Below are 23,103 nucleotides of genomic sequence, written 5' to 3'. Positions count from 1 at the left end.
GGCTCCCACGGCCCAGTGGGCTCGGCTGCCCGTCCGGGCCACCCGGCCCCGGCGAATCCCCCGGTCCCACCCGGCTCCGCGGGCTCCCCGGTCCCACCCGGCTCCGCGGACCCGTCCGGGTCGCCGGCCCCAGAGGCTTCATCGGCCACGTCCGGCCTGCCGGCCACTTCGCCCCCATCGGCCCCCCGGACCTCCGTGCCCCCTCAGGACGCCGCGCCCCCCACGCCCTCGGTGCCACCCGCTGCCCGCGCCCACGACAGCCCCCATCGCCTCTGAAACCCTGGTGACCCCCGTGACTCCTGTAACCCCTGCAACCCCTCTGCCCCCTGCAGCCCCTGCGTTCCATGCCGTCCCGGAGCCGGGGCATGCTGAAGGTGTGAACGACGAAGAATTCCGCGCGGCCATGTCCCGGCTGGCCTCGGGCGTGGTCCTGGTGACCGCGCACGAGCCCCAGCCCGACCCCGACGGCCCGGCCGGCGAGGACGCGGGCATGACGGCGACGGCCTTCATGTCGGTCTCGCTGGACCCGCCACTGGCGATGATCAGCCTCCGCACCGGCTCCCGGATGGACGACCTGCTGGCGGAGCAGCCGCTGTGGGCGGTCTCGGTACTGGCGGAGGACCAGCGGCACATCGCGGGGCGGTTCGCCATGAAGGGGCGGATCAGCGACCGCCTGCTCTTCGCCGACGTCCCGCACACACGCGGCGAGGCCAGCGGGGCCCCGCTGATCACCGGCTCGCTGGCCACCGTGGAGTGCCGCACCGAGCAGCGCGTCGAGGCGGGCGACCACATCCTGGTCGTCGGCCGCGTCCTCACGGCCGCCACCGCGCCCGGCGACTCCGGTCCGCTGCTCCACTTCCGCAGCCGCTACCGGCACCTGAGCTGAATCGGGCGGAGACCGCGGGCGCGACGCGGGCGCGGACGGAGCAACCGCGCCGGTCAGTCCCAGTCGCGGGCATTGCGTCCCCGCTTGGTGTCCGCGCGCTTCTTCTTCTCCCGCAGACGGCGCTCGTTGATGCCGCGGGGGATCCGGGTCGGCCGGCGGACCTTCGGCGGCGGCGCCACCGCCTCGCCCAGCAGGGCCGTCAGCCTCTCCATCGCCGCCTCGCGGTTGCGCCACTGGGAGCGGAACTCCGACGCCCGCACCACCAGCACGCCCCCGTCCACCAGCCGCGACCCCAGCCGCTCCAGCGCCCGCGCCTTCCACACCGGCGGCAGCGCCTCGCTGGCGGCCAGGTCGAACCGCAGCTCGACCTGGGTGTCACTGGTGTTGACGTGCTGTCCGCCCGGCCCTCCGGAACGGGAGAAACGCCAGTTCAGCTCCGCCTCGGGCAGAGGCACGGAGCCGCGGATGAGAAGGGGGCGACCGGACATGCCCCCATGGTCCCCTGCGCGGGGCGGCCCAGTCATCCGGGTTTCCGGCCGCTCCGGGTCCGGCCCAGGTCCGGTACACGTCCGGTCCAGGTCCGGTCCGCGTCCGATTCGCGTCCCGCCGTCCGGGTGAACGGTAAAAAAGGTAAAGCCAGCCGGAACCTCACAGACCTCTCCCGGCGTTCAACGATGCGACGGTAGTTTCGCCCCCAGTGCGAAGCCCGTCAGTCACACAACGAAGGAAGGGACTCCCACCATGGCTGTAAGCCTGTCCAAGGGCGGCAACGTCTCGCTCACCAAGGAAGCTCCGGGCCTGACCGCCGTCACCATTGGCCTGGGCTGGGACGTCCGCACCACCACGGGCACGGACTTCGACCTCGACGCGTCCGCCATCGCGGTCACGGCCGCGGGCCGGGTCTACGCGGACACGTACTTCGTCTTCTTCAACAACAAGGCGACGCCGGACCAGTCCATCGTCCACACCGGCGACAACCGCACCGGTGAGGGCGCGGGCGACGACGAGGCGATCAACGTCAACCTCGCCGGTCTCCCGGCCGAGATCGACAAGGTCGTCTTCCCGGTCTCCATCTACGACGCCGAGAACCGTTCGCAGAACTTCGGCCAGGTCCGCAACGCGTACATCCGCGTGGTGAACCAGGCCGGCGGCGCCGAGATCGCCCGCTACGACCTCTCCGAGGACGCCGCGACCGAGACCGCCATGGTCTTCGGCGAGCTCTACCGCCACGGCGCGGAGTGGAAGTTCCGCGCCGTCGGCCAGGGCTACGCCTCCGGCCTCGCCGGCATCGCCCAGGACTTCGGCGTCAGCGTCTGACAGCCCTCGGCCACAACCGGCCCGTCCGCACCGCGGGCGGGCCGGCCCCGCCGTCCATTAGCGTGCGCCCATGATCCTGGAGCCGCTGACCCTCACCCCGGACCGTGACATCCCCGGCCCCGTGCTCACCGAGCTCACCGCCCTGTACGCCTCGAACCGGGAGTTCCACGCGCTCAGCGGGGGCGACGAGTTCCCCGACCCGGACGACATCCGCCCCGAGCAGGTGGCCGCCGCCCTCGCGGAAGAACTCGCCGATCCGGACATCGAGGTGCTGCTGGCCCGCAGTTCCGGCCGCCTCGTCGGCCTGGCCGTCACCCTCGCCCATCACCCCGACCCGGCGGACCCGGACCCGTGGATCGGCCTGCTGATGGTGGACGCCTCCGTCCACCGCCAGGGCTTCGGCCGCAGGCTGGTCGCCGCGGTGGAGGCCCGCCTGTTCGCCGGCGGCCGCACCGCCGTGCGCCTCGCCGTCCTGGACAGCACGCCCGACTCGCTCGCCTTCTGGACCGCCCTGGGCTACCAGGTCATCGGCCACCGCGTGGACCGCCAGTACCACCGCCCCTGCTCGGTGCTGCGCAAGCCGCTCCAGGACCCCCGGACGCCCCGCATGCCGCGCGCCGCCGCGCGGGTCGCCGTGGTCGGCCCCGACCCCGACCGGGCGGTCCTCCTGCTCCGGTACGAGAACCCCGGCACCGGCGCCTACTGGGCGCTGCCCGGCGGCGGACTGGAGCCCGGTGAGAGCCCGCTCCAGGGCGCCACCCGAGAGGTTCGCGAGGAGACCGGCTGGAGCGACGTCACCCCCGGCCCGCTGCTGTGCGTCTGGGAGCACGACTTCCCCTACCGCGGCGTCCCGGTACGGCAGCACGAGCACGTCTACCTGGCCCGCGCCCCGCTCCGCGACCTGGCGGGCGACCTCACGGAGGCGCACGCCGACGACGCGATCCTCGCCTGGCGCTGGTGGTCGCTGGAGGAGCTGGCCGCCACGGAGGAGACGATCTGGCCGCCCCGCCTGGCCATGCTGGTGGCCGCCGCCACCGCCACGGACCGACCGGCCTCGCCGTGACCGGGGCGCCACGGACGCGAAGAGCCCCGTCGTCACCCGGCACCGCGGACGCGAGCCGGGCCCTTGGCCGCCGGGGCACACCACGTGATCGCGGCACCTGATCGCGGCACCTCGTCGCGGCGCGTGTTCGCGGCCGGCGGTGGACGCGACGCCGGTCCGGCGCATGACACCATCGGCGTGTGCTCGACATCGGCTACGCGCTCTCCAACCGCTTCCCGGACCCGCCCCAGACGGACTACCGGCGCGCGGACGTCCGCGCCCTGCGCCACGACCTGTTCTGCGGTGACGTCTACCTCGCCGACACCGAGAAGGACGAGGAGATCTCCACAACCTGGGGATGGGTTCCGGTCCTGGACTTCGCCTGGGCCCTGTGCGACATCACCGAGCAGATCGACCGCGACCCCGCCGGATCCCGCGCCTCCCGCCCGCAGCACGCGGAGCTGGACTTCACCGAGTCCACCGACCGGCTCTACTTCGAGCGCCGCTTCGGCTGGGTCGAGATCGACGCCGACTGGATGACCACGGACGAGCCGCCCCTGCGGTTCTCCCACTCCGCCCTGCGGCGTGAGGCCCGGGACTTCCTGCACGACCTCATCGCGGACCTCTGCGACATGCACGAGGACCTCGCCGAGAACCCCGCCGTCTGGACCCTCCAGGCCCGCTTCCCCCGCCTGCCGTAACAACCGCGCTCCCCCCTCTCCCTCCACTCCCCCCGCTCCGGCTCCCTCCCCGGCCGCCGCGTCGACACCGCGCGAAGGGGGACTCGGACGTCGTACCGGCGCACCGGCGCACCGGCGCACCGCACCACCCGGCGCCCGCGCGTCCCGTCCCGTCCCGCCCGTGTCCGTGTCCGTGTCCGTGTCCGTGTCCGTGTCCGAGGGAGAGAACCATGCCCCGCACCGTCACCGTCGTCGGTGGCGGCCTCGCCGGACTCACCGCCGCCATCGCCGCCGCCGAGCGCGGCGCCGACGTCACCCTGTACGAGGCCCATCACGACCTCGGCGGCCGAGCCCGCACCGCCGCCGCCCCCTACCGCACCAACGAGGGCCCGCACGCCTTCCTGAGCCGCAGCCCCCACTGGGCCTGGCTGAACGACCGCGGCCTGATCGGCCCCCTGGCCCCGTTCCGGCTGAGCGACGTCGCTGGGGCCCGGTTCCGCCACCACGGCGCCCTGCGCCGCACCCCGCCGATCGGCATGGTCCGCCTGCTCGGCACCGACGCCGGCCAGGTGCCCGCGGACGTCAACTTCCTCAGCTGGGCCGCCTGGCGGATCGGCGACGAGGCGGCCCGTGCCACCGCGTACCTCACCTCCGTGGTGCTCTTCCACCACGACCCCGGCTCACTCTCCGCCCGTTTCGTGCAGGAACGGCTGCGGCGCGTCACCGGTTTCCCGCCGGAGGTCCGCTACCCCCGCGGAGGGTGGCAGGCCATCGTGAACCGCATGGCGGCACGTGCCCGCAACCTCGGCGTCCGGACGGAGACCGGCGCGCGGATCCACACCCTGGCCGACGCCCGCCCCCACGACGGCCCGGTGATCGTCGCCACCTCGCTGGCCGCGGCCCGCGCGCTCCTCGACGACCCGTCACTGACCTGGCCGAGCGGCCGCACCGTCCTGGTCGACCTGGCACTGCGTGAGGACCCGCGCGACGCGTTCGTCCTCTCCGACCTCGACGGCCCCGGCTACGTGGAGCGGTTCACCGTGCAGGACCCGACACTGGCCCCCAGGGGCGAGCACCTGCTCCAGGCCCAGTTCCCGCTGGCGCCCGGCGCTCCCCGCGAGGACGCCGTCGCCCGGGGCGAGACCCTGCTGGACCTCGGCCTGCCCGACTGGCGGGACCGCGTCACGTACCGCCGCGACGCGCTGGCCGAGGGCCGGACCGGGGCCGTCGACCCGCCCGGAACGACGTGGCGGGACCGCCCCGCCGTGGACCGCGGCGGCGACGTCTACCTGGCCGGCGACCAGGTCGCGGCGCCGGGCGTGCTCTCCGCGGTGGCGGCCGCCAGCGCGCTCACCGCCGTGTCATCGGCGCTCGGCCGGTACCGCGCCGTCCCCGGCTTCAGGCCACCGGCTCCCCGGGCCGCCGTGCGGTCCCGAGCGCGGTGAGCGCCTCGTCGGTCAGCCGGAACACCGTCCACTCGTCCTGCGGCCGGGCGCCCAGCGCCCGGTAGAAGCCGATCGCCGGCTCGTTCCAGTCCAGCACCGACCACTCCAGCCGCTGGTAGCCCCGCTCCACGCAGAGCCGCGCCAGTTCCTCGAGCAGCGCCCGCCCGTGCCCGCCGCCGCGCGCCTGCGGCCGGACGTACAGGTCCTCCAGGTAGATGCCGTGCACGCCGCGCCAGGTCGAGAAGTTCAGGAACCACAGCGCGAACCCGGCCGGCTCCCCCGTCACGTCGTCCACCGCCATGTGGGCGTAGGCGGCGGGCCGCTCCCCGAACAGCGCCTGGCGCAACTGTTCCTCGGTGGCCACGGCCTCGTCGAGCGCCTTCTCGTAATCGGCGAGTTCACGGACCATGGCGTGGATGACGGGCACGTCGGCCGGCGCGGCGGGTCGGATCATGCGGCCATCCTCACACGGTGCGGCGTGGCCGGGCGGCCCCGTCCCGGGGACCGGACGTCCTCAGGCGAGGCGCAGATCGATCCAGGGAACGGTGTCCCCGTCGTCCAGCAGACACCTCTCGACCTCCACGAACCCGCGCGCCGGCGCGAACCGCAGCCCGTCCCCGTTGGACGACAGCACCACCGTCCCGACCGTCTGCGCACCCCACTACCCCCGTGCGCCCGTCCTGAGGTCAGTGGAACCAGACGACGAGACGTACGTTCTCCGCGCGGTGGATTTCGCCGAGGACGCGCATGACACTCCAGACGCGGCCCCAGGCGGTGCCGGTCCCCGCGGCCGACGCGCGGCTTCGCGTCCCGGAGGCGTCCGTCTCCTGCCAGTCGGTGGCCTCCAGCTCGGCCCAGGTCAGCCACGTCGTTCCGTGCACGCAGCGGGGGCCGCCGTACTCGGCGAACTCCCTCCGCAGCCCTTCCGACGCGTCCTCCGGAAAACCACGGCCTTCGGCAAGCGGTCGGAAGCCGAAGTAGTTGCGTATCCCGAAGAGACAGGCCAGGCCGTCGTAGGCGTTGCCGCTGTTCAGCAGCATGAGGTCGATGCCCGCTTCCCAGACCGTCTCCTCGTCGTCCGGCCCCCACAGTCGGGCTCCCGGCCGGCACTCGATCATTCCGCTGACATCTGTCGACATGGCCTGATCCTGCCTCAGGTGGATACTGCCCCTCCGACCGTTGCCCGATCGTCCGGGGGGATTGATCCATGTCCGAGGGCTTGCAGAGACCACCACGCCCCGACGAGGAAGCCGAGCTGCTGCGGCGGTTCCACAACGGGGACACCCTCGACAACCTGCCGGTGGTCCAGTCCCTGACGCCGCCTCCACGGCGTACCCCCGTCGGCCGGCTGATCGCGGCCGTCCTGGGCGTGGGCCTCCTCACGGGCGTGGGCGGAGCACTCGTCGCGCAGCGGGTCCTGGACGACGAGACGCCGGCCGCCGCCCCCGCACCCAGCGCCGAGGCGCCCACCTCACCGCCTGCCGGCAGCGAGGCCGCCACCCCCTCTCCCGGTAACGAGCCCGAACCTGAGCCCGAACCCGAATCCGAGCCCGAACCTGAGCCCACTGTCCGAGCGGCCGCTCTCGAACAGGTCCGCATCATCCAGACACCGTCGACCGGCGGCGACGTCGCGGCGACGTTCTGCCTGGTGTACACGGGGAGCGCTTCGGGGCCCGAGCGCGAGGCGATCCTGTTGCTGAACGCGCCGGCCTACCAGTGCGCGGATCTCCTGCCGTACGACCCTGCGAGCGGACCGTTCATGACCGAGGCCCCCGAGTGCGCCGAGCCGTCGCGGGCCGCCGTGCTCTCCTTCGCGGAGTCCACGGACTGGGGGGCGAACCTGATGTACACGTGCCTGACGGAACACAACGGCGCGTAGGGCGGGGAGAGCTTGACGTCGACCACCTTCGGTGACGCGCTGGGCCAGAAAGGTCAGGCCGGCTCCAGGGGCGGCATCGAGGGGATGAGGGCCGCCAGGAACCCGAGAACGGCACGGGGACGGACCACGGCGTCTTTGGATCGAGCGGGCGAAATCAGAGCACGACGCGGTAGTGGGTGGTCAGGCGACGGTCGTCGCCCAGGACGTGGAAGGCGAGGCCGGGCGGCTGGTCCCGGTCTGCGAGGGTGGTGTCGAGCGCTGGTTGACGCTGGAACTGGCGAGCACGATCCGCCACGACGGAGACGGCGGCGTCATGGACGACCTCGCCACGACGCACGGGACAACCCGCTGGATCCAGGCCCAGGCCGACCACCTGACCGACGCGGTTTCGGTCGGGGGGATCACAGTGGACGAGGGCCTGCGGATCGAGATCACCGAACTGCGTCGCGCAGTCCGGGCGCTGTTCGCCCGGGCGGTCGACCCCGCACCCCCCAGCTCGGCGGACGCCCGTCGACCGATGCCGGCCAACCAGGCATTGGCCCACCTCAACACGGTCGCCGCTCGTGAACCGGTCGTCCCCCAGTTAAACTGGCCGGGGCAAGGCACGCCGCCCGTTGCCCGTCTGCTGTCTGCAGAGAGCGATCCGCATACCCGACTCGTGGCGGCCTTGGCACGCGCGGCCATCGAGTTCCTGAGCAGCCCGCAGCGTGAACAGTTGCGCGCCTGCACCGCACCCCGCTGCGTGCGTTACTTCGTCAGGAGTCACGGGCGGCAGGAATGGTGCAAGCCCTCGTGCGGGAACCGTGCCCGCGCAGCTCGTCACTACCAACGCCAACGCCTGGTGGCCAGTGACGACTCCACCACCCCCTGACGCCCATCGCGCTCTCGCTGCAACGCATCGCCACCCCAGCAGGACCGCCTGGTCGACGGAGCCGCAGCCGCGGCCGGGGACGTAAGCCGAGTGCGGTGAAAGTGTGGGCAAGCAGCCCCGCCCCTGCTGCCGATCCTCGACTGGGGCCGCGCCGACCGCGGTGGCGTCACGCGGTCCTTGACGTCGTCCACGCGTCCATGGATGCCGAAGACCCCCAACCAAGATCGGTTGAGGGTCTTCGCCGTGTCCTGCCTGGAGCCCCCTGTCGGGTTCGAACCGACGACCCCCGCTGCACAAGTTCGAGCAGCGGCTCACGTAGCGGCGGCGCCTGTGGGCACGGGCACCGCACATGATTGCCGGACTCCACCGCTGTTCGTGGTCGTTGATGTCGAAGTTGGATGTCAGCGGAACGGCTCCAACACCGGCAGACTCACAGGAAGGTGGGCCGATCCTCACCGAACGCGCCGACCACAGCAATCGACAGGTCGACGAAAGTGCGGTTGCGGCTGTCTGCTTGGATGCCGGAAATGACGACGAGTTCTCCTGGTTCCCGCGCAGACGGCGCCGCATCCGACCGTCTGCGGGGCCTGCTGGAAAGTGCCTCCGAGGGGCGGGACAGTCAGGCCTGGAGCGACCTCTGGACGGAGCTTTACCACAACGGCTCTCTGGACGTCACCCATCCGCTGGTGCTGCGCACACTGGCCGACATGGCGGAGGCCGACAAGGCCGACACGGCAGCTTCGGCCCTCCACCTGGCCGGCGCCCTTCTGGTCCAGGCCGACCAGCGCTTCGAGACCCGGAATCTGCGATACCAGTACGCGTCGGAAGTCGCATGCCTACTGAGCGCCGCGAACCGGTGGAGGCAGGCCACCGCCGACCGGAACGACTACTGCTATCTGGTTGAGGCGGTCCTGAACCTGGAGGGCGACATCCACTGGGCGGAGGACTTGATCTGGGGCATCGTCAGCGAGGAATACGAGTTTGAGTGCCCGGATCCCGACGGGTGCGCGTCGCTATGGGTGATCATCGGGGAGCGGGGCTTCTTCAGTGCGGCGGAGGACTACGCCCTCTCCGAGGACATCGAAACCTATCCTCTGCATCCGGCCGACCCCCGCACCCTGGAAGGTCTGGGCCGCCGCCTCCATGACCTCGCGTTGGCTGACGGCCACGAGGAAGTCGCGCATGCCCTGACCTATGCCTTCGGTGAGGCGACTTGCCCGGAGTGTGAGCAGCGCTTCTCCGTTGTCGGGCAGATCGCTGCATGTTCCAGCTGAGAACCGGGGGAGGCGGCGGGGTTTGGCCCAAGGACCTCTTCGTCCCGAAGCAACTTGCGCGAGGACTCCCTCTTGGGCCTACGCGTCTTTCACCTGCGCTGACGGGTCGCAGGCGTTCGCGTTTGTCCGCCGCTGTGCGTGGACGTTGTCACACAGTTAGACACTCAGCGCAAGAGCACCAATCAGGGCAACCACATGGGCTCTGTGTGCCTGCTGTCAACGGACCATGGCAAGGCGGCAAGCCTCGTGGGCCTCTTCCATGCAGTGGTCTGCGTCGCCCTGACAGCTCCATATGCAGCTTCGCGTCAGCTCGACGCCGAGTACATCTGGGTCCGCTTTGCGTAGTTCTTTGTGCCACTCACTACACGAGCGCCAGACCTCGTAGGCGGCCTGTGTGACAGAAGCTGGACCTTCGAGTGAGACAACGATGCGGGCTGTTTCAAGTTTCCCGATCTGCTCACGTGCGAGGTTTAAGCGCTCTGACCGCTCACTGTCGTCGTAGGCCGCATGAAGGATGCCGCGCCCGATCTCGTCGAGCAGCTGGTGGGTGGCCATCGCGATTGTCAAGAACACTACGTAGGCATCACGGCGGGTTTGGCGTCGCCACTGCTTGTTCTGTCCCCGCCCCGTCACCGCTGCAGCTGATATCGCACCACCCGCGCCAACCGCTGCGCCGACCACCGCAGCGATCGCTCCTACGAGAGCTACTCCTCCTGCGTCCACCCCGAGATTATCCCGTGAGCTCCAGTCACCACCCCTGTTGGGTTCAGTCGCTGCTGTCGGATTCCGATCCCGACTGGCCCTGGCCCTTCTGGCGCTTTGCTCGCAAGGCGTCGACCTGTTGCCGCGAAAAGTTCTCCCCGCAGTTCATGCAGACCCAGTCTCCCGTGTTGGAGCTGAGGTGGTACTCCCGTTCAACGTTGTCGTGGTCACAGGGAGGGCGGCCGGCCTCTACCCATTGGCGATATATGCGGTGGGCGTCATCCAACTGAACCATGACCGCCAGCGTGCGCAGTAAGGCCGTCGGCTGCCGCTCTTGGACGAAACCAGAGGGCCCGCATGTGAAAGCTGCCGTTCCATGCCAACGAACCTCAACCCACCACTCACCCAGCTCCCATCCCGTCTGCCGTCGACCCACACACCGTGGAGCAGGCGCGGTGCCGGGCGTCCAGGTGGAGCGCGCCACTGTACGAACGACCTGGACGCCAGGTGCCGTGTCTGCTCGGCTCTGCCCGGGTCGACGGCCTGCGGGATGGGAGCTCCCTACGCTCGCCACACTCGGCCGGCACTCGGCAGCGGCGCCCCCTCCATCCCGGCGTCGGCCGATCCCCCGCCGGAGGCATGTCCTTCACCGCGGCCCCAGTCGCGCGGTGCTCGCCTTGCAGTCCGGGCCCCTCTTGTCGTGGGCGCGCGTCGGCGCAGCGTGCGCGGAGCGGGCCGAAGGCAGGAGCGCAGCGCGACGCGGAGCCGGGAGCGCGCCCGGCGGAGCGGAGCGCAGCCGGGCTTGAGGAAGTAGGGAAACTCTTATCGCACTGTCTGGTCGTGCTCGGCTCGGTACTCGTCGAAGAGGCTGAAGAACAGGTCCATGGCTGACTGACCGGCGGCCTGCGCCTGGCGCTCGATCTCTGCTGCCCAGCCCAGTGAACTGTGCTCGCCCAGCCGTCGCCACAGCCAGTCGGTGAAGAGGCCCGGTTTGCCGGGGCTCCAGAAGGGCCAGTCTTCGTCGACGCCGTGAGGGTTCAGGGCGATGCGGTAACCCATCAGCATCGAATCGAGGTGCAGCAGGGAGCCGCCACGCACCCACATCCCTGGCCGCAAGCGGACCTCGTCGAGCAGCTCGTAGACGTCGTTCAGCTCGCTCGCGTGCTTCGAGGCGCGTCCAGTCGCATCGGGTGCCGGCACTTTGGTTCTCCTACTGGGTGAGAAGCTGTCGGCCGTCGTGGCTCCGCACATGAGGGCCCGTTCCGTCAATGGCGTCCAGGAGCCGGATCGAGTAGACCTCGGCCACGCGTTCCGAGACCTCGTCGGGCGTCAACCAGTCGACGGCCGTCGACTCATTCGACGTTCGCTCGTTGCCGCCCGCGGGCTTGCAGCGGAATACGAGGGCGACGACTCCTCGTGTCAACGTCTACACGCACGTCAGCGATGACAGCCGTCGGGAGGCGATGAGCCACATGGACCGGCTGCTGAAACGACGCCGGTAGGTCCTGTCCGCCAGACCCGACGTGCCCGCCCCTTCTCGTGGAGGGGGCGGGCACGGGGTGAGTGTCAGTTCAGGCGTCCGCCGACGCCGCCGTCGGAGGCGATCTCGGCGATGCAGGCCAGGTCTTCGGCCGTGAGGGTCAGGTCGGCCGCGGCGGTGTTCTGCGCGACGCGGTCGGGGTTGCGCGAGCCGGGGATGGGGACGATGTAGTCCTTCTGCGCCAGCAGCCACGCGAGGGCGAGCTGGGAAAGGGTCGCGCCCTTGCTTTCGGCGAGTTCGGTCAGCTTGCCCACGATGGCGAGGTTGGCGTCGAAATTCTCCGGCTTCCACCAGGCCAGGCGCTGGCGGAAGTCGTCGGCGGTGTAGTGGTCGCGGGACTTCACCGCGCCGCTGAGGAAGCCGCGGGCGAGCGGGGAGTAGGCGACCAAGCCGATGCCGAGTTCCTCCAGGACCGGCAGGAGTGGGGCGGTGTCGTGGAGGGCGAAGAGGGAGTACTCGTTCTGCAGGACCGAGATCGGGTGCACCGCGTGGGCACGGCGGACGGTGTCGGCGTTGGCGTTGGACAGGCCGAGGTACTTGACCTTGCCGGCGTCGACGAACTCCTTCATCACCCCGACGACGTCCTCGATCGGCACGCTGGGGTCGGGTACGTGCTGGTAGAGGACGTCGATCACGTCGGTGTTCAAGTTGCGCAGGCTGTTGTCGACCACCTCGCGGACGTGGTTGAGCTGCGAGTTGGGGGCGAAAGCGGGAGTGAAGCCGAACTTGGTCGCGATCGTCACCTCGTCGCGGATCGGCCCGAGGGCGTGGCCCAGGAGCTTCTCGCCCTCGCCCCAGCCGTACATCTCGGCGGTGTCGAAGTGCGTGACGCCGAGTTCGTGCGCGCGGCGGATCGCGGTGATCGACTGGGTGTCGTCGGTCGGGCCGTAGCCGACGGCGGTGCCCATCGCGCCGTAGCCGATCGCGGAGGCGGTCAGGCCTTGGGTTCCGAGAGTCCGCTGTTCCATGAAGCACTCCTCTACCAAACCGAACTGTTTGGTTTTACCGTACGTCCGCCCTCCACTTACGGCAAACCGAACGGTTCGGTCTTAGATTGGTGCCATGAGCGCTTCAACCGGGACGGATTCCACTCGCGATCGCATCGTCGTCGCGGCAACCGCGGAGTTCGCTCGGCACGGCATCGCCGGCGCCCGCATCGAGCGCATCGCCAAAGCGGCCAGGACCAGCAAGGAGCGTCTCTACGCTCACTTTCGAGGCAAGGAAGAGCTCTACGCCACCGTCGTGGCCCGCGAGATGACCCTGGTCGCCGAGGCCACCCGCCTCGATGTCACCGACCTGCCCGGCTACGCCGGGCGCGTCCACGACTACTTCACTGCCCACCCCGACCGGCTCCGCCTGATGAACTGGGGTCGCCTCGAACTCCCCGGTGACACCGCGCCCGACCCGAACGACCCCATCCGGGCCACCGTGTTCCACAAGACGGAGCAGCTGCGCGAAGCACAGAAGGCCGGCCACCTCGACCCTGCGTGGGACCCGGCCGACATCCTGATGTTCGTGAACCAGCTCGCCATGTCGTGGGCAGGACAAGCCGACCTACTGCCCTCCGGGGAGAAGCAGCGCGCAGCGTTCCTTGCCGCCCGCCGTGAGGCCATCGTGACGGCGGTCCAGCGCCTGTTCCCCGCGTCCGCAGCCTAGCCACCAAGATCTGCCGGACAAGCCTTGCTAGAGGCGGTTGCCGTCAAGTACTACCGTCAACGCCCCCGCCATCCAAGATCGCGGGGGCGTCGACGCAGGTCACGCCTGGAGCCCCCTGTCGGGTTCGAACCGACGACCCCCGCTTTACAATTTCGGTCCGGACCCGTTCCTGCCGCGGTCGGCCACTGCCACGAGGGCCGGACGGGGACGCTGGTGTTCGCCACCGTCCGGCGTCGTTGATGTCAGCCGTGGATGTCAGAAGCCGCCTGATCCGTCGCTCTCTGTCCGGCGCAGCGACACTGCCTGGCGGCTGCCGGTCAAGATGATGGTCGCTCAAGTCGGAAGTCACGGGGTGTCTCGCCTGCGGCGCCCGTTGGTGACTGCGGTTGTCAGTCTCGCGCCTACTCGCCTGCCACCGGGCAAGAGAAGGGAGGGCACCGGCCCGCATCCTGCGGAAACGTTCCGGCTACTGTGTCGCGACGATCGGCAGCGCAAGGGGTGGGACAGAAGCGTGGACAGAGGGCAGCGGGAATACCGGAAGCGCAAAAGCATGCCCCGGTCATGGAAGGTGGTCCTGGGCTTCTACGTGCTGTGGGTGACGGTCAATCTGGGCACTCTCGACAACGACCGCCCTTGGATGCCGTGGCTCAAGGCAGGGGTGATCGTCGCCCTCCTCTTGATGTTCACTTGGCTGCTGGCACGCCTGCGAGTCGGGCACACCTTCATCGGGCCGGACGGGGTGACCACTCGAGGAGCCGTGATTCGCCGCCACCGGGCCTGGCCCGACCTCTACGACATCAGGGTCGAGCCAACCCCGGCCGGCAGGTGGAGTCCCGACCACTCGACGCTGGCTTACGGCATGGACGGGCGTCGCCTGCCGCTCTTCTTCGTGGACAGCCAGCAGTGTGACGACCTCCCTGCCGAGGTGGAGGCCATCCGCACCGATGGTGCCGCGTGGCGCGACATGCCATGGACCCGCCTGCCGGAGGTGGAGGAGAAGATCCGCCGCCGAGCACTGCGTCGGGCCAGTTGGAACAGGGCCTTCATCTGCATGCTGTGCTCCTACTTGCCCGCACTATTCCTCGTCGTGTGGCGTGTTTTCCATGGCGAGGACGGCCATCCGGCCCTGTTCCTCGTGTGGGGGCCGCTGGCGGTGCTGCTCGCTTGCCTGACGTTGTTCGTGGCGATGGAGTCCCGGCGGCCGGCCCGCTCTGAATGACACGCCCAGACGAAGCTTGGCTGTTTCCAGTAAGGGCTGGCGAGAGCCGTGAGGTGACGCCGAGTTCGCTTGCGGCTGCAAAACGATCAGGTACGTAGGATCCTCCTTCTGTCCGGCCCCGACGTGGAAGCGTCTGTGTCCTTCCTTGGCGAAGGAAAGGTGCCGTTCTGGCCTTCTTCTCCGTAGCTCTATATGGAGCGGGCGACAACGGTTGTCAGGGCGCCGTTTCGGTCTTAAGCGGCCGCGAAACGCCGTCGAAGGCCACAGCGGATGCTGTACTTTGCTGCTGCACTCAACCCTACGAGAAGGGTCGCTACAGGAAGGGCATCGGCGTAGATACCAAACGCTTCCTCGGCCGCCGGCCACAGCCACATCACGAGGATGACGATCACGAGCACCCACGGGTACCGGTAGCGGTTTGACAGATCATGCGGTTGAGGGGCCAAATTCATGGCAGGACCTCCGGGTTCAGGCCCACCCCGCTGCTTCTGCCTGGTACGCGAGCGCAGCGTGGTGGGCTTCCGACGTGTTGAGGCACATGGTGCCTGGTCGGAGGAGCCGCACGGGAATGACGGGATAGCAACCGGCCTGGGGTGCCTACAGCCTTTCGAGCCTCAACACGTTGCATTGCAACGCGTTAATGAGTCAGATATTTTCCCAGATCAACCACCTAATGGGCGATTTGGGCATGCATCTGAGCTGGGCAAAGTACATAGAATTAGGGAAACAAAGACTAACTTAGCCGGACTTCAATATGTCTTGAATCAGTCCCTGCGATAGCGGGCTAAACACCTGAACCACCGCTCTGCTCTCCCCAGCTCCCATCCCGTGTGCCGTCGCCCCACACTCCGTGGAGCAGGCGCGGTGCCGGGCGTCCAGGTGGAGCGCGCCACTGTACTGATGGCCCAGCAGCGCAAACGCAACCCCAACGGGGCGGGAACCATCACCAAGCGCAAGGACGGCCGCTATCAGGCAGCCGTGTACGTCCTTCAGCCCGACGGCACCCGCGCCCGCAAGTTCGCCTACGGCAAGACCTGGGCCGAGTGCGACGGCAAGCGCCGGGAACTCCTCGCCAAGGTGGACCAGGGCGTGCCCGTGCCCACCCGGTCGGCCAAGCTCGCCGGGTGGCTGACCTTCTGGCTGGACAGCGTGGTCAAGCCGCGCCGCAAACTCAGCACCTACGACAAGTACGAGGCGCACGTCCGCCTCTACCTCTCCCCGATGCTGGGCACGAAGCGGCTGGAGTCCCTGAGCGCTCCCGACGTCCGCCGCTTCCTCCTGCAGCTGGAGAAGAAGACCACCGCGGCCACCGCCAAGGAGTCGCACCGCGTCCTGCGCACGGCTCTCTCCGCCGCCTGCCGCGAGGAGCTGATCTCGCGCAACGTCGCCACGCTCGTGGAGCCGCCGCGGCCCACCCCACGGGAGCTGAGCCCGTGGTCTCTGGATGAGACGCTCGACTTCCTCGCCGCCGCCCGCCGGGACCCGCTGTACGCGGCCTTCGTGCTCGCCATCGCCATGGGGCTGCGCCGGGGCGAGATCGTCGGGCTTCGCTGGCAGGACGTCGACCTCGAGAACCGCGTCCTCCTGGTCCGCCAGCAGGTGCAGCGTCGGCGCGGGGTGCTCTACAACGACGAGACCAAAGGGCGCCGCTCGCGGGCCCTGCCCCTGCCAGCCATCTGCATCGCTCCGCTGCGCTGGCACCGGATGCGGCAGCAGTCGGCGTACGCGGCCGCCGGCATCGACTGGGTTCCCAAGGGCTACGTCTTCGCGACCCGTACCGGGCGGCCGATCGAGCCGCGGAACGTGCACCGGTCCTTCGTCCGCGTCAGCGAGTCCGCCGGCCTCCGGCCCGTCCGGCTGCACGACGCCCGGCACGGCTGCGCCACCCTCCTCACCGCGGCCGGGGTCGCGCCCCGCGTGGTGATGGAGATCCTGGGCCACAGCCAGATCAGCATGACCATGGACGTCTACACGCACGTCGTGCAGGACACCCAGCGCGAGGCGATCAGCCATATGGACCGGCTGCTCAAGCGGCGGCCCGCCCGTGAGTGACCGCCCTCGTTGATGTCAGACGTGGATGTCAAAGGCCCCGGACCATGATCGGTCCGGGGCCTTCGCTTTGTCCTGCCTGGAGCCCCCTGTCGGGTTCGAACCGACGACCCCCGCTTTACAAGAGCGGTGCTCTGGCCAGCTGAGCTAAGGAGGCGTTGCCCGAGCAGTGTACCCACCGGGTGCGGTGACCCCGCCGAGAATTGTTGTGAACTTCTCCCCCGGACCCTGCTGACTTTCGAGGGTCGGGCGGGTTAACGTCCGTGCAGCCCGGTTCTCCGGGCCGCACAGCCACCACCTTCCACTACGGATCGTCCGGCACGTTCCTGCCGGTGAAGGGGGCCTCTCACCATGGCCACTGTTACGTTCGACAAGGCGACCCGCATCTACCCCGGCGGCACCAAGCCCGCGGTCGACGCGCTCGAGATCGAGATCGAGGACGGCGAGTTCCTCGTCCTGGTCGGTCCGTCCGGTTGCGGCAAGTCCACCTCCCTGCGCATGCTCGCGGGTCTCGAGGACGTCAACGGCGGTGCGATCCGCATCGGCGACCGCGACGTCACCCACCTGCCGCCGAAGGACCGGGACATCGCCATGGTGTTCCAGAACTACGCGCTCTACCCGCACATGACGGTCGCCGCGAACATGGGCTTCGCGCTCAAGATCGCGGGCGTGCCGAAGGACGTCATCCGGCAGAAGGTGGAGGAGGCCGCGCGCATCCTCGACCTCACCGAGTACCTGGACCGCAAGCCGAAGGCGCTCTCCGGCGGTCAGCGCCAGCGTGTGGCGATGGGCCGCGCCATCGTGCGTGAGCCGCAGGTGTTCCTCATGGACGAGCCGCTGTCCAACCTGGACGCCAAGCTCCGCGTCTCCACCCGTACGCAGATCGCGTCGCTCCAGCGCCGTCTGGGCATCACCACCGTCTACGTCACCCACGACCAGGTCGAGGCCATGACGATGGGCGACCGGGTTGCCGTGCTCAAGGACGGTCTGCTCCAGCAGATCGACTCCCCGCGCAACATGTACGACCGCCCCGCCAACCTCTTCGTGGCCGGCTTCATCGGCTCGCCCGCGATGAACCTGGTCGAGGTCCCGATCACCGACGGTGGCGTGAAGTTCGGCAACAGCGTGGTGCCGGTCAGCCGTGAGGCGCTGTCCGCCGCCGCCAACCGCGGCGACACCACGGTGACCGTGGGCATCCGCCCCGAGCACTTCGACGTCGTGGAGCTCGGCGGCTCCGCCGGTCTCGCCAAGGACGCCGGTCTCGAGGTCTCGGTCAACGTGGTCGAGGAGCTCGGCGCCGACGGTTACGTCTACGGCACCGCGCGGGTCGGCGGCGAGGACAAGGACCTGGTGGTCCGCGTCAACGGCCGTCAGGTCCCGGAGAAGGGCGCCAAGCTGCACGTCGTCCCGAAGGCGGGCGAGACCCACGTCTTCTCGACCTCTACCGGCGAGCGCCTCTCCGACTGATCCGGCACACCGGGCTCCGGCCCGGACTCCGGCTCGGGCTCCGGCCCGGCTTCGGCTCGGACTCGAAGGCCCCGCGGCGTCACGCCGCGGGGCCTTTCGCCGTGCGGGCGCCGCGCGAACCCTGCCCGCCGCGTCAACCTGATCACTCGAATGCTTCACCGAAACGTCACCCATCAGGGTTACCAAATGTCGCCGGACAACTACCGCCCGCTACCCTCACTCGCGTGAAGCACACCACGAACCAGCAGACGCGCGCCGGCCGCGGTCCCGCCCGGGGGATCGGCCGCACGCTCGCCCTCGTCCTCCCCGTCGTCCTGGTCCTCTCCGGCACGCTCGCGGTCACCCGGGTGAACTGGTCGGGCGAGCCCGCCGACCAGGTGCTCGCAGCGGCGAACGCGGGCGCTCCGGCGGGCGTCTCCGCCAAGGGCCGTCCCGCCGCGCAGGACGTGCTCCGTGACCGGCTCCTGGCCGAGCTCCAGGAGAAGGACCCGGGCGTCGCCCTCACCCACCTGCAGAAGGCGATCGACGAGCGGCCGTCGCTGGCCCGCCACTGCGCCTCCATCGCACGCGCCCTGGGCAGGGCCGCGGTCCGCGCCTACGGGCCGGTACAGGCGCAGTCCTTCTCGCGGCCGGTGTGCGACACGTCGTTCGCCACGGGGGTGGCCGCCGCGGGCAACTAGGCCCGCGAGCGCCTCTGCCCTTCCCGCTCCTCCCCTTCTCCCGTCTCCCCTTCTTCCGTCCCCCTTCCCGCCTCCCTTCCCGCCTCCCTTCCCCCTGCTCGACCTGTGGCGCGCGGGGCGCACGTACAGTGCGGTCCATGACCGATCCGAACGCCGCCGCGCGCCCCGTCCAGGCCGTCATCCTGGCCGGTGGCCAGGGCTCACGCCTGCGCCCGTACACCGACGACCGGCCCAAGCCGATGGTGGAGATCCCCGGCACGGGCACGCCGATCATCGGCCACCAGATCGCCTGGCTCGCCCAGGAGGGCGTGACCGACGTGGTCGTCAGCTGCGGGCACCTCGCAGAGGTGCTGGAGAAGTGGCTGGACACCGCCGACCTGCCGGTGCGGGTCACCACCGTCGTCGAGCCCGAGCCGCTCGGGCGGGGCGGCGGGCTCAAGTACGCCGCGGAGCGTCTGCCGCACCCCGACCGCCCGTGGTACGCCACCAACGGGGACATCTGGACCCGGTTCTCGCTGCGGGACATGGCGGACTTCCACGCCGGCCGAGGCGCCACTGCGACGCTGGCGCTCGCGCGGCCGCGGCTGCCGTGGGGGGCGGTCCGGACCGACGGGTTCGGCTACATCAGCGACTTCATCGAGGCTCCCCCGTCGACCCTCGAGATCAACGCGGGTGTCTACGTCTTCTCGCCCGAGTTCGCGGAGCTGCTGCCGGAGCGGGGGGACCACGAACGCAGCACGTTCCCGCAGCTGGCCCGTGAGCGGCGGCTGGCCGGGTTCTCCATCCCGCACGGTGCGTACTGGCGGGCCATCGACACGGCGAAGGACCTCACGGAGGCCGCCAAGGAACTCGCCGCCCTCAGCAGCTGATGCGGCGCGGCGCCCGGCCGCGCGGCACCGGACCGCGCGGCGGCGCCCGCACAGGGGCGGCTCGGACACGGCACCGCGCCACTCCGCGCCGGATCCCCCCCGTCCCCTTCCCGGGCGGCACGGCTGCCCGTCGGAGACCGCAGCGTGCCCACACCCGCCCCGCCACCCGCACCCACCCGCTGCCACGCAAGCGGGGCATGCGAAGGCCCCCGGAGCCGAAAGGTTCCGGGGGCCTTCGCGGCGGCGGGGACGACCGCCGCACCGGTCAGCCGAAGAGACCGCCGACGAGGCCCGGGCTGGTGGGGGGCTCCTCGAAGGAGCCGCCGCTGCCGGACGGGCTGCCGGAGGAGGGCGCGCCGTCGAAGGAACCCGAGGCCGGCGCCTCCTCCGGGGCCGGTTCCACCGGTGGCGCCTGCCCCGACTCGCTGGGCCGTCCGCCCGTGACGTCACCGGTCGCCCCGGTGTCCGCACCCGCGACGTCCTCGCCGGTCTGCGTGCCGGCGGTGTCCGCGCTCCGCTCCTGCTCGCCGGCCGTGCCGGCCGTCTCCCGCGCTCCCGCGGTACCGTCCGACCCCGCCGTCGGCCCGCCCGAGGCGGCACCGGACGGCGACCGGGTGCCCGGCGCCGCCTCACCCGGCAGCGGCGACCCCGGCAGCGCGTTCCGCGGCGGCTCGCCGGGGCGCGGCACGACGACCCGGTCCGCGTCCCGCACCGCCGCGCCCAGCAGCGATCCGACCAGGAGGGTGAGGCCGGTGACGACGCCCGCCGCCAGCGCGCCCCGCCGCAGGACGTAGCGCCGCAGGTCCCAGATCGCGGCCCGCGGTCCCAGCCTCCGCCAGGCCCGCCCGGCCAGCGCGCCGTCCACCGAGTAGACCGGCGCGCCCGCGATCACCAGCGGCGACCAGGCCGCCAGGTAGATGACGTCCGCCATCTCGTACACCGGCACGGCCTGCCAGCTCACGCCCATCAGCAGCGCGGACGCCAGCAGCACGCCCAGGCCCGCGGCGACCCGCTGCCACAGGCCCAGGACCGTCAGCACGCCGGCGATCACCTGGAGGAAGGCCACGGTCAGTCCGGAGCCCACCGGGTGCTGGAGCGCGAAGCCGTGCAGCGGCTCGCCGATGCCCCACGGTTCCAGGGAGTGCAGCAGCCGGGTCATCGAGCCGCGCTCGCCGCCGTCGAAGTAGACGGGGTCGCAGAGCTTGCCCATGCCGTCGTAGACGGAGACGAAGCCGAGGAACACCCGCAGCGGCAGCAGCACCACGCCGAGGTTCATCCGGCGGCCGGGGTAGTAGGCGTGCTTCTCGGAAGCCCGCCGGGCCCCGCGCCCCTCCTCGGCCTCCTCCGCCGAGAGACCCCCGGCACCGTAACCGTCGGCCCCGTAGCCGTCGGCGCCGTACCCTCCGGCCCCGTAGCCGTCCGCGTCATAGGGGTCGGCGCCGTGGCGGTCGGTCCCGTAGCGGTCTGCGCCCTGGACGTCCGCGCCGTAGCCGTCGGTGCCGTAACCGCCGGCGTAGCCGTCCGTGCCGTAGGCGCCGGGCCGGCGGCCGTAGCCGTTCGCGCCGTACCCGTCGCGGCGGGAGCCGGTGTCCCGGTACGCGCCGGGGCGGCCGTAGCCGTCGGCGGCGTACTCGTCGCCGTAGGGCTCGTACGGGTCCGGCGCCAGGTAGCCGGGCTCCTCGAAGGCGCTGCCCACCGACCGCATCGGCGGGAGCAGACGCGCGCCCTCGCCGATCACCGGGTTCTCCAGCGTCCGCTCGGCCGGGTCCTCCTCGCGGACGCCCGCGTACCCGGCGGGCGCGCCCCTGTCGTAGCCCCCGTCCAGCCCTTCGCCGAAGCCGCCGCCGTACCCCGCTCCGGGGTCCGGCAGCCGTGGGATGGTCTGGGTCGCCCCGGGCGGCGCCGGCGCCACGGGGGCTCCGGGCGCGACGGCACCGGGAGCGGCGGGCCCGGTGGCTCCCTGGGCGAGGGCGCCGCGCAACTGCGCGCCCCGCACGGCCTGGAGCAGCCGGTGCGCCCCCGTGTCGTCCGGCGCCGACCGCCCGCTCCAGACGACCGGTCGCCGCTTCCGGCCGGCGGCGGCCGGACCCGGCTGCGCGACGACGGGGATCGGCGTCGTGTCCTCGGTGGCTCTCACGTGCCCGGCGATCCGCGTCGACCTGGCCCGCCGCGCCGAGGCGCCCAACTGCACGCGGAAACTCACGTGATTGACGATGACCTGCGCGGGATCGCAGGGCACCTTCACCATGCTCAGCGCGGGGGTGTCGTCGAAGCCCGACGGACGGTCCCCCGTAGGTGTGCGGGGTGTTCTGGTGTCCACACTCATCTAACCGAGTGACGACACGTAAGGACACTGCTCCATGCGCCCCGATCTGTCCGAAGCACGTCAAGCTCGGCAGTCGTCCGCAAAACACCCCGCGCGGGCGAATTTCTGCACACCTGTTCGAGGTCCGGCGAGGCCCCTTGGCCCCGTGCCGGGCGAGGGATCAGTCCCGCCGGCGCGCCGAGGGATCAGTCCCGTCGGCGTGCCGCCTCGTAGAGCACGATGCCCGCCGCCACACCGGCGTTCAGCGACTCGGCGCCACCCGGCATCGGGATGCGGACCCGGAAGTCGCAGGTCTCGCCGACCAGCCGGGACAGGCCCTTGCCCTCGCTGCCGACCACGATCACGACGGGGCCCGAGAGCGCCTCCAGCTCGCCGATCTCGTGCTCGCCGTCGGCCGCCAGACCCACCACGACCAGGCCGGACTTCTTGTACTGCTCCAGCGCCCGGGTCAGGTTGGTGGCCCGCGCCACCGGCGTGCGGGCCGCGGTGCCCGCCGACGTCTTCCACGCGCCCGCCGTCATACCGGCCGCGCGGCGCTCCGGCACCACCACGCCGTGACCGCCGAAGGCGGACACGGAGCGGACCACGGCGCCGAGGTTGCGCGGGTCGGTGACGCCGTCCAGGGCCACGACCAGCGGGTCCTCACCGGCGTCGGCGGCGTCGGCGACCAGGTCCTCGGGGTGCGCGTACTCGTACGGCGGGACCTGGAGGACCAGGCCCTGGTGGTTGAGCCCGTTGGTCATCCGGTCGAGCTCGGGGCGCGGCGCCTCCATCAGGTTGATGCCGCCGCGCTCGGCGGCGAGCTGCAGCGCCTCACGGACCCGCTCGTCGCTGTCGATGAACTGCTGCACGTAGAGCATCTTGGCGGGCACGCCCTCGCGCAGCGCCTCGACGACCGGGTTGCGGCCGACGACCAGCTCGGAGGTGGAGCGGCCGCCGCCCCGCCGGGCGGTGGCCGGCCGGCCCTGGGCGCGGCGGGCCTTCGCGTTGGCGGCACGCTGCTTGGCGTGGCCCTTGCGCATCTCGGCGGGCGGGGTCGGCCCCTTGCCCTCGAGGCCCCGGCGTCGCTGGCCGCCACTGCCGACCTGCGCGCCCTTCTTACTCGATGCGCGGCGGTCCTTGGACATGAGCTGATCGTCTCCGTGAAGCTGGGGGGATGTGTACGTCGTGAAGTGCAAGTGTGCCGCCCGGAAGCCCGGAC

At 70.9% G+C, this 23,103-nt stretch carries 22 protein-coding genes, 1 tRNA gene and 3 pseudogenes; 14 read left to right on the top strand and 12 right to left on the bottom strand.

Annotated elements, in window-relative coordinates; genetic code table 11:
- Positions 1–283 precede the first annotated feature (283 nt).
- A complete protein-coding gene (locus GBN72_RS35565; protein ID WP_439959810.1) occupies positions 284–886 on the top strand; it encodes a flavin reductase family protein in 603 nt (200 codons plus the stop codon).
- Between the two features lie 53 nt (positions 887–939).
- On the opposite strand, the gene arfB is transcribed toward GBN72_RS35565, so the two are convergent.
- Positions 940–1,374 (bottom strand): alternative ribosome rescue aminoacyl-tRNA hydrolase ArfB, encoded by a 435-nt coding sequence (arfB, locus tag GBN72_RS25790; RefSeq protein ID WP_151774311.1) that lies wholly within the window; start codon positions 1,372–1,374, stop codon positions 940–942.
- 253 nt (positions 1,375–1,627) lie between these two features.
- Between arfB and GBN72_RS25785 the strand changes: the two genes are divergently transcribed.
- From GBN72_RS25785 to GBN72_RS25770, 4 genes are all read left to right on the top strand, one after another.
- Entirely contained in the window at positions 1,628–2,203 is a 576-nt protein-coding gene (locus GBN72_RS25785) for a TerD family protein (protein WP_151774310.1), read from the top strand.
- A 70-nt stretch (positions 2,204–2,273) separates the two neighbouring features.
- On the top strand, positions 2,274–3,266 hold the full coding sequence (locus tag GBN72_RS25780; protein ID WP_151774309.1) for a bifunctional GNAT family N-acetyltransferase/NUDIX hydrolase: 993 nt from the start codon (positions 2,274–2,276) through the stop codon (positions 3,264–3,266).
- A 179-nt stretch (positions 3,267–3,445) separates the two neighbouring features.
- Positions 3,446–3,946, top strand: coding sequence for a hypothetical protein (locus GBN72_RS25775; RefSeq protein ID WP_151774308.1), 501 nt, complete (start codon positions 3,446–3,448; stop codon positions 3,944–3,946).
- Between the two features lie 209 nt (positions 3,947–4,155).
- Positions 4,156–5,370, top strand: a complete 1,215-nt coding sequence (locus GBN72_RS25770; protein WP_151774307.1) for an FAD-dependent oxidoreductase — start codon at positions 4,156–4,158, stop codon at positions 5,368–5,370.
- Here the strand turns inward: GBN72_RS25770 and GBN72_RS25765 are convergent.
- From GBN72_RS25765 to GBN72_RS25755, 3 genes and pseudogenes are all read right to left on the bottom strand, one after another.
- On the bottom strand, positions 5,324–5,824 hold the full coding sequence (locus tag GBN72_RS25765) for a GNAT family N-acetyltransferase (RefSeq protein WP_151774306.1): 501 nt from the start codon (positions 5,822–5,824) through the stop codon (positions 5,324–5,326). The two genes, GBN72_RS25770 and GBN72_RS25765, sit on opposite strands and share 47 nt — an antisense overlap.
- 60 nt (positions 5,825–5,884) lie before the next feature.
- Positions 5,885–6,028 (bottom strand): annotated as a pseudogene (locus GBN72_RS25760) (GNAT family N-acetyltransferase); the annotation flags it as partial.
- A gap of 28 nt (positions 6,029–6,056) precedes the next feature.
- The gene (locus GBN72_RS25755) at positions 6,057–6,509 is read right to left on the bottom strand and encodes a hypothetical protein (protein WP_151774305.1); all 453 of its coding nucleotides are present in this window, start codon (positions 6,507–6,509) and stop codon (positions 6,057–6,059) included.
- Positions 6,510–6,577: 68 nt separating this feature from the next.
- On the opposite strand from GBN72_RS25755, the gene GBN72_RS25750 reads away from it, so the two are divergent.
- Positions 6,578–7,249, top strand: coding sequence for a hypothetical protein (locus tag GBN72_RS25750; protein ID WP_151774304.1), 672 nt, complete (start codon positions 6,578–6,580; stop codon positions 7,247–7,249).
- Between the two features lie 154 nt (positions 7,250–7,403).
- Here the strand turns inward: GBN72_RS25750 and GBN72_RS25745 are convergent.
- A pseudogene (locus GBN72_RS25745) lies at positions 7,404–7,490 on the bottom strand (phosphodiesterase); the annotation flags it as partial.
- A 72-nt stretch (positions 7,491–7,562) separates the two neighbouring features.
- Here GBN72_RS25745 and GBN72_RS25740 point away from each other — a divergent pair.
- Both GBN72_RS25740 and GBN72_RS25735 read left to right on the top strand, forming a co-directional pair.
- Entirely contained in the window at positions 7,563–8,120 is a 558-nt protein-coding gene (locus GBN72_RS25740; RefSeq protein WP_246212908.1) for a CGNR zinc finger domain-containing protein, read from the top strand.
- 527 nt (positions 8,121–8,647) lie between these two features.
- Positions 8,648–9,394 (top strand): hypothetical protein, encoded by a 747-nt coding sequence (locus tag GBN72_RS25735; protein WP_151774303.1) that lies wholly within the window; start codon positions 8,648–8,650, stop codon positions 9,392–9,394.
- 216 nt (positions 9,395–9,610) lie between these two features.
- Here the strand turns inward: GBN72_RS25735 and GBN72_RS25730 are convergent, their stop codons facing one another.
- From GBN72_RS25730 to GBN72_RS25715, 4 genes and pseudogenes are all read right to left on the bottom strand, one after another.
- The gene (locus tag GBN72_RS25730) at positions 9,611–9,961 is read right to left on the bottom strand and encodes a hypothetical protein (protein WP_246212907.1); all 351 of its coding nucleotides are present in this window, start codon (positions 9,959–9,961) and stop codon (positions 9,611–9,613) included.
- A gap of 957 nt (positions 9,962–10,918) precedes the next feature.
- Positions 10,919–11,296 carry a hypothetical protein gene (locus tag GBN72_RS25725; RefSeq protein ID WP_246212906.1) on the bottom strand — a complete coding sequence of 126 codons (378 nt, stop codon included), beginning with the start codon at positions 11,294–11,296 and terminating at the stop codon, positions 10,919–10,921.
- A gap of 10 nt (positions 11,297–11,306) precedes the next feature.
- Positions 11,307–11,516, bottom strand: a pseudogene (locus GBN72_RS35555) (NUDIX hydrolase); the annotation flags it as partial.
- A gap of 146 nt (positions 11,517–11,662) precedes the next feature.
- Complete coding sequence (locus GBN72_RS25715; protein WP_151774302.1) at positions 11,663–12,604, bottom strand: aldo/keto reductase; 942 nt, start codon at positions 12,602–12,604, stop codon at positions 11,663–11,665.
- 94 nt (positions 12,605–12,698) lie between these two features.
- Here GBN72_RS25715 and GBN72_RS25710 point away from each other — a divergent pair, with 94 nt between their 5' ends.
- The 3 genes from GBN72_RS25710 to GBN72_RS25700 all read left to right on the top strand — a co-directional run bounded on the left by GBN72_RS25710 (position 12,699) and on the right by GBN72_RS25700 (position 16,563).
- Positions 12,699–13,292: a TetR/AcrR family transcriptional regulator gene (locus GBN72_RS25710; protein ID WP_151774301.1), complete on the top strand. Its 594-nt coding sequence runs from the start codon at positions 12,699–12,701 to the stop codon at positions 13,290–13,292.
- A gap of 511 nt (positions 13,293–13,803) precedes the next feature.
- A complete protein-coding gene (locus tag GBN72_RS25705; RefSeq protein ID WP_151774300.1) occupies positions 13,804–14,511 on the top strand; it encodes a hypothetical protein in 708 nt (235 codons plus the stop codon).
- A 900-nt stretch (positions 14,512–15,411) separates the two neighbouring features.
- Complete coding sequence (locus GBN72_RS25700) at positions 15,412–16,563, top strand: tyrosine-type recombinase/integrase (protein WP_151774566.1); 1,152 nt, start codon at positions 15,412–15,414, stop codon at positions 16,561–16,563.
- Positions 16,564–16,640: 77 nt separating this feature from the next.
- Here GBN72_RS25700 and GBN72_RS25695 read toward each other — a convergent pair.
- Positions 16,641–16,717, bottom strand: a tRNA-Thr gene (locus GBN72_RS25695).
- Between the two features lie 194 nt (positions 16,718–16,911).
- Here GBN72_RS25695 and GBN72_RS25690 point away from each other — a divergent pair.
- The 3 genes from GBN72_RS25690 (at position 16,912) to GBN72_RS25680 (ending at position 19,576) form a co-directional block, all read left to right on the top strand.
- Positions 16,912–18,027, top strand: a complete 1,116-nt coding sequence (locus GBN72_RS25690; protein WP_151774299.1) for an ABC transporter ATP-binding protein — start codon at positions 16,912–16,914, stop codon at positions 18,025–18,027.
- 224 nt (positions 18,028–18,251) lie between these two features.
- Positions 18,252–18,707 carry a hypothetical protein gene (locus tag GBN72_RS25685; RefSeq protein WP_151774298.1) on the top strand — a complete coding sequence of 152 codons (456 nt, stop codon included), beginning with the start codon at positions 18,252–18,254 and terminating at the stop codon, positions 18,705–18,707.
- A gap of 137 nt (positions 18,708–18,844) precedes the next feature.
- Positions 18,845–19,576 carry a nucleotidyltransferase family protein gene (locus tag GBN72_RS25680; protein ID WP_151774297.1) on the top strand — a complete coding sequence of 244 codons (732 nt, stop codon included), beginning with the start codon at positions 18,845–18,847 and terminating at the stop codon, positions 19,574–19,576.
- 265 nt (positions 19,577–19,841) lie between these two features.
- Here the strand turns inward: GBN72_RS25680 and GBN72_RS25675 are convergent, their stop codons facing one another.
- Both GBN72_RS25675 and rlmB read right to left on the bottom strand, forming a co-directional pair.
- The gene (locus GBN72_RS25675) at positions 19,842–21,902 is read right to left on the bottom strand and encodes a DoxX family protein (protein WP_246212905.1); all 2,061 of its coding nucleotides are present in this window, start codon (positions 21,900–21,902) and stop codon (positions 19,842–19,844) included.
- 185 nt (positions 21,903–22,087) lie between these two features.
- Positions 22,088–23,029, bottom strand: coding sequence for a 23S rRNA (guanosine(2251)-2'-O)-methyltransferase RlmB (rlmB, locus tag GBN72_RS25670; RefSeq protein ID WP_151774296.1), 942 nt, complete (start codon positions 23,027–23,029; stop codon positions 22,088–22,090).
- Positions 23,030–23,103: the final 74 nt, after the last annotated feature.

Origin of the sequence: Streptomyces abyssomicinicus (assembly GCF_008974245.1) — a bacterium.
In the GTDB taxonomy this organism is placed as follows: Bacteria; Actinomycetota; Actinomycetes; order Streptomycetales; family Streptomycetaceae; genus Streptomyces; species Streptomyces abyssomicinicus.
The sequence above is the reverse complement of the archived record's forward strand: the minus strand, read 5'-3'. Positions and strand labels throughout refer to the sequence as shown.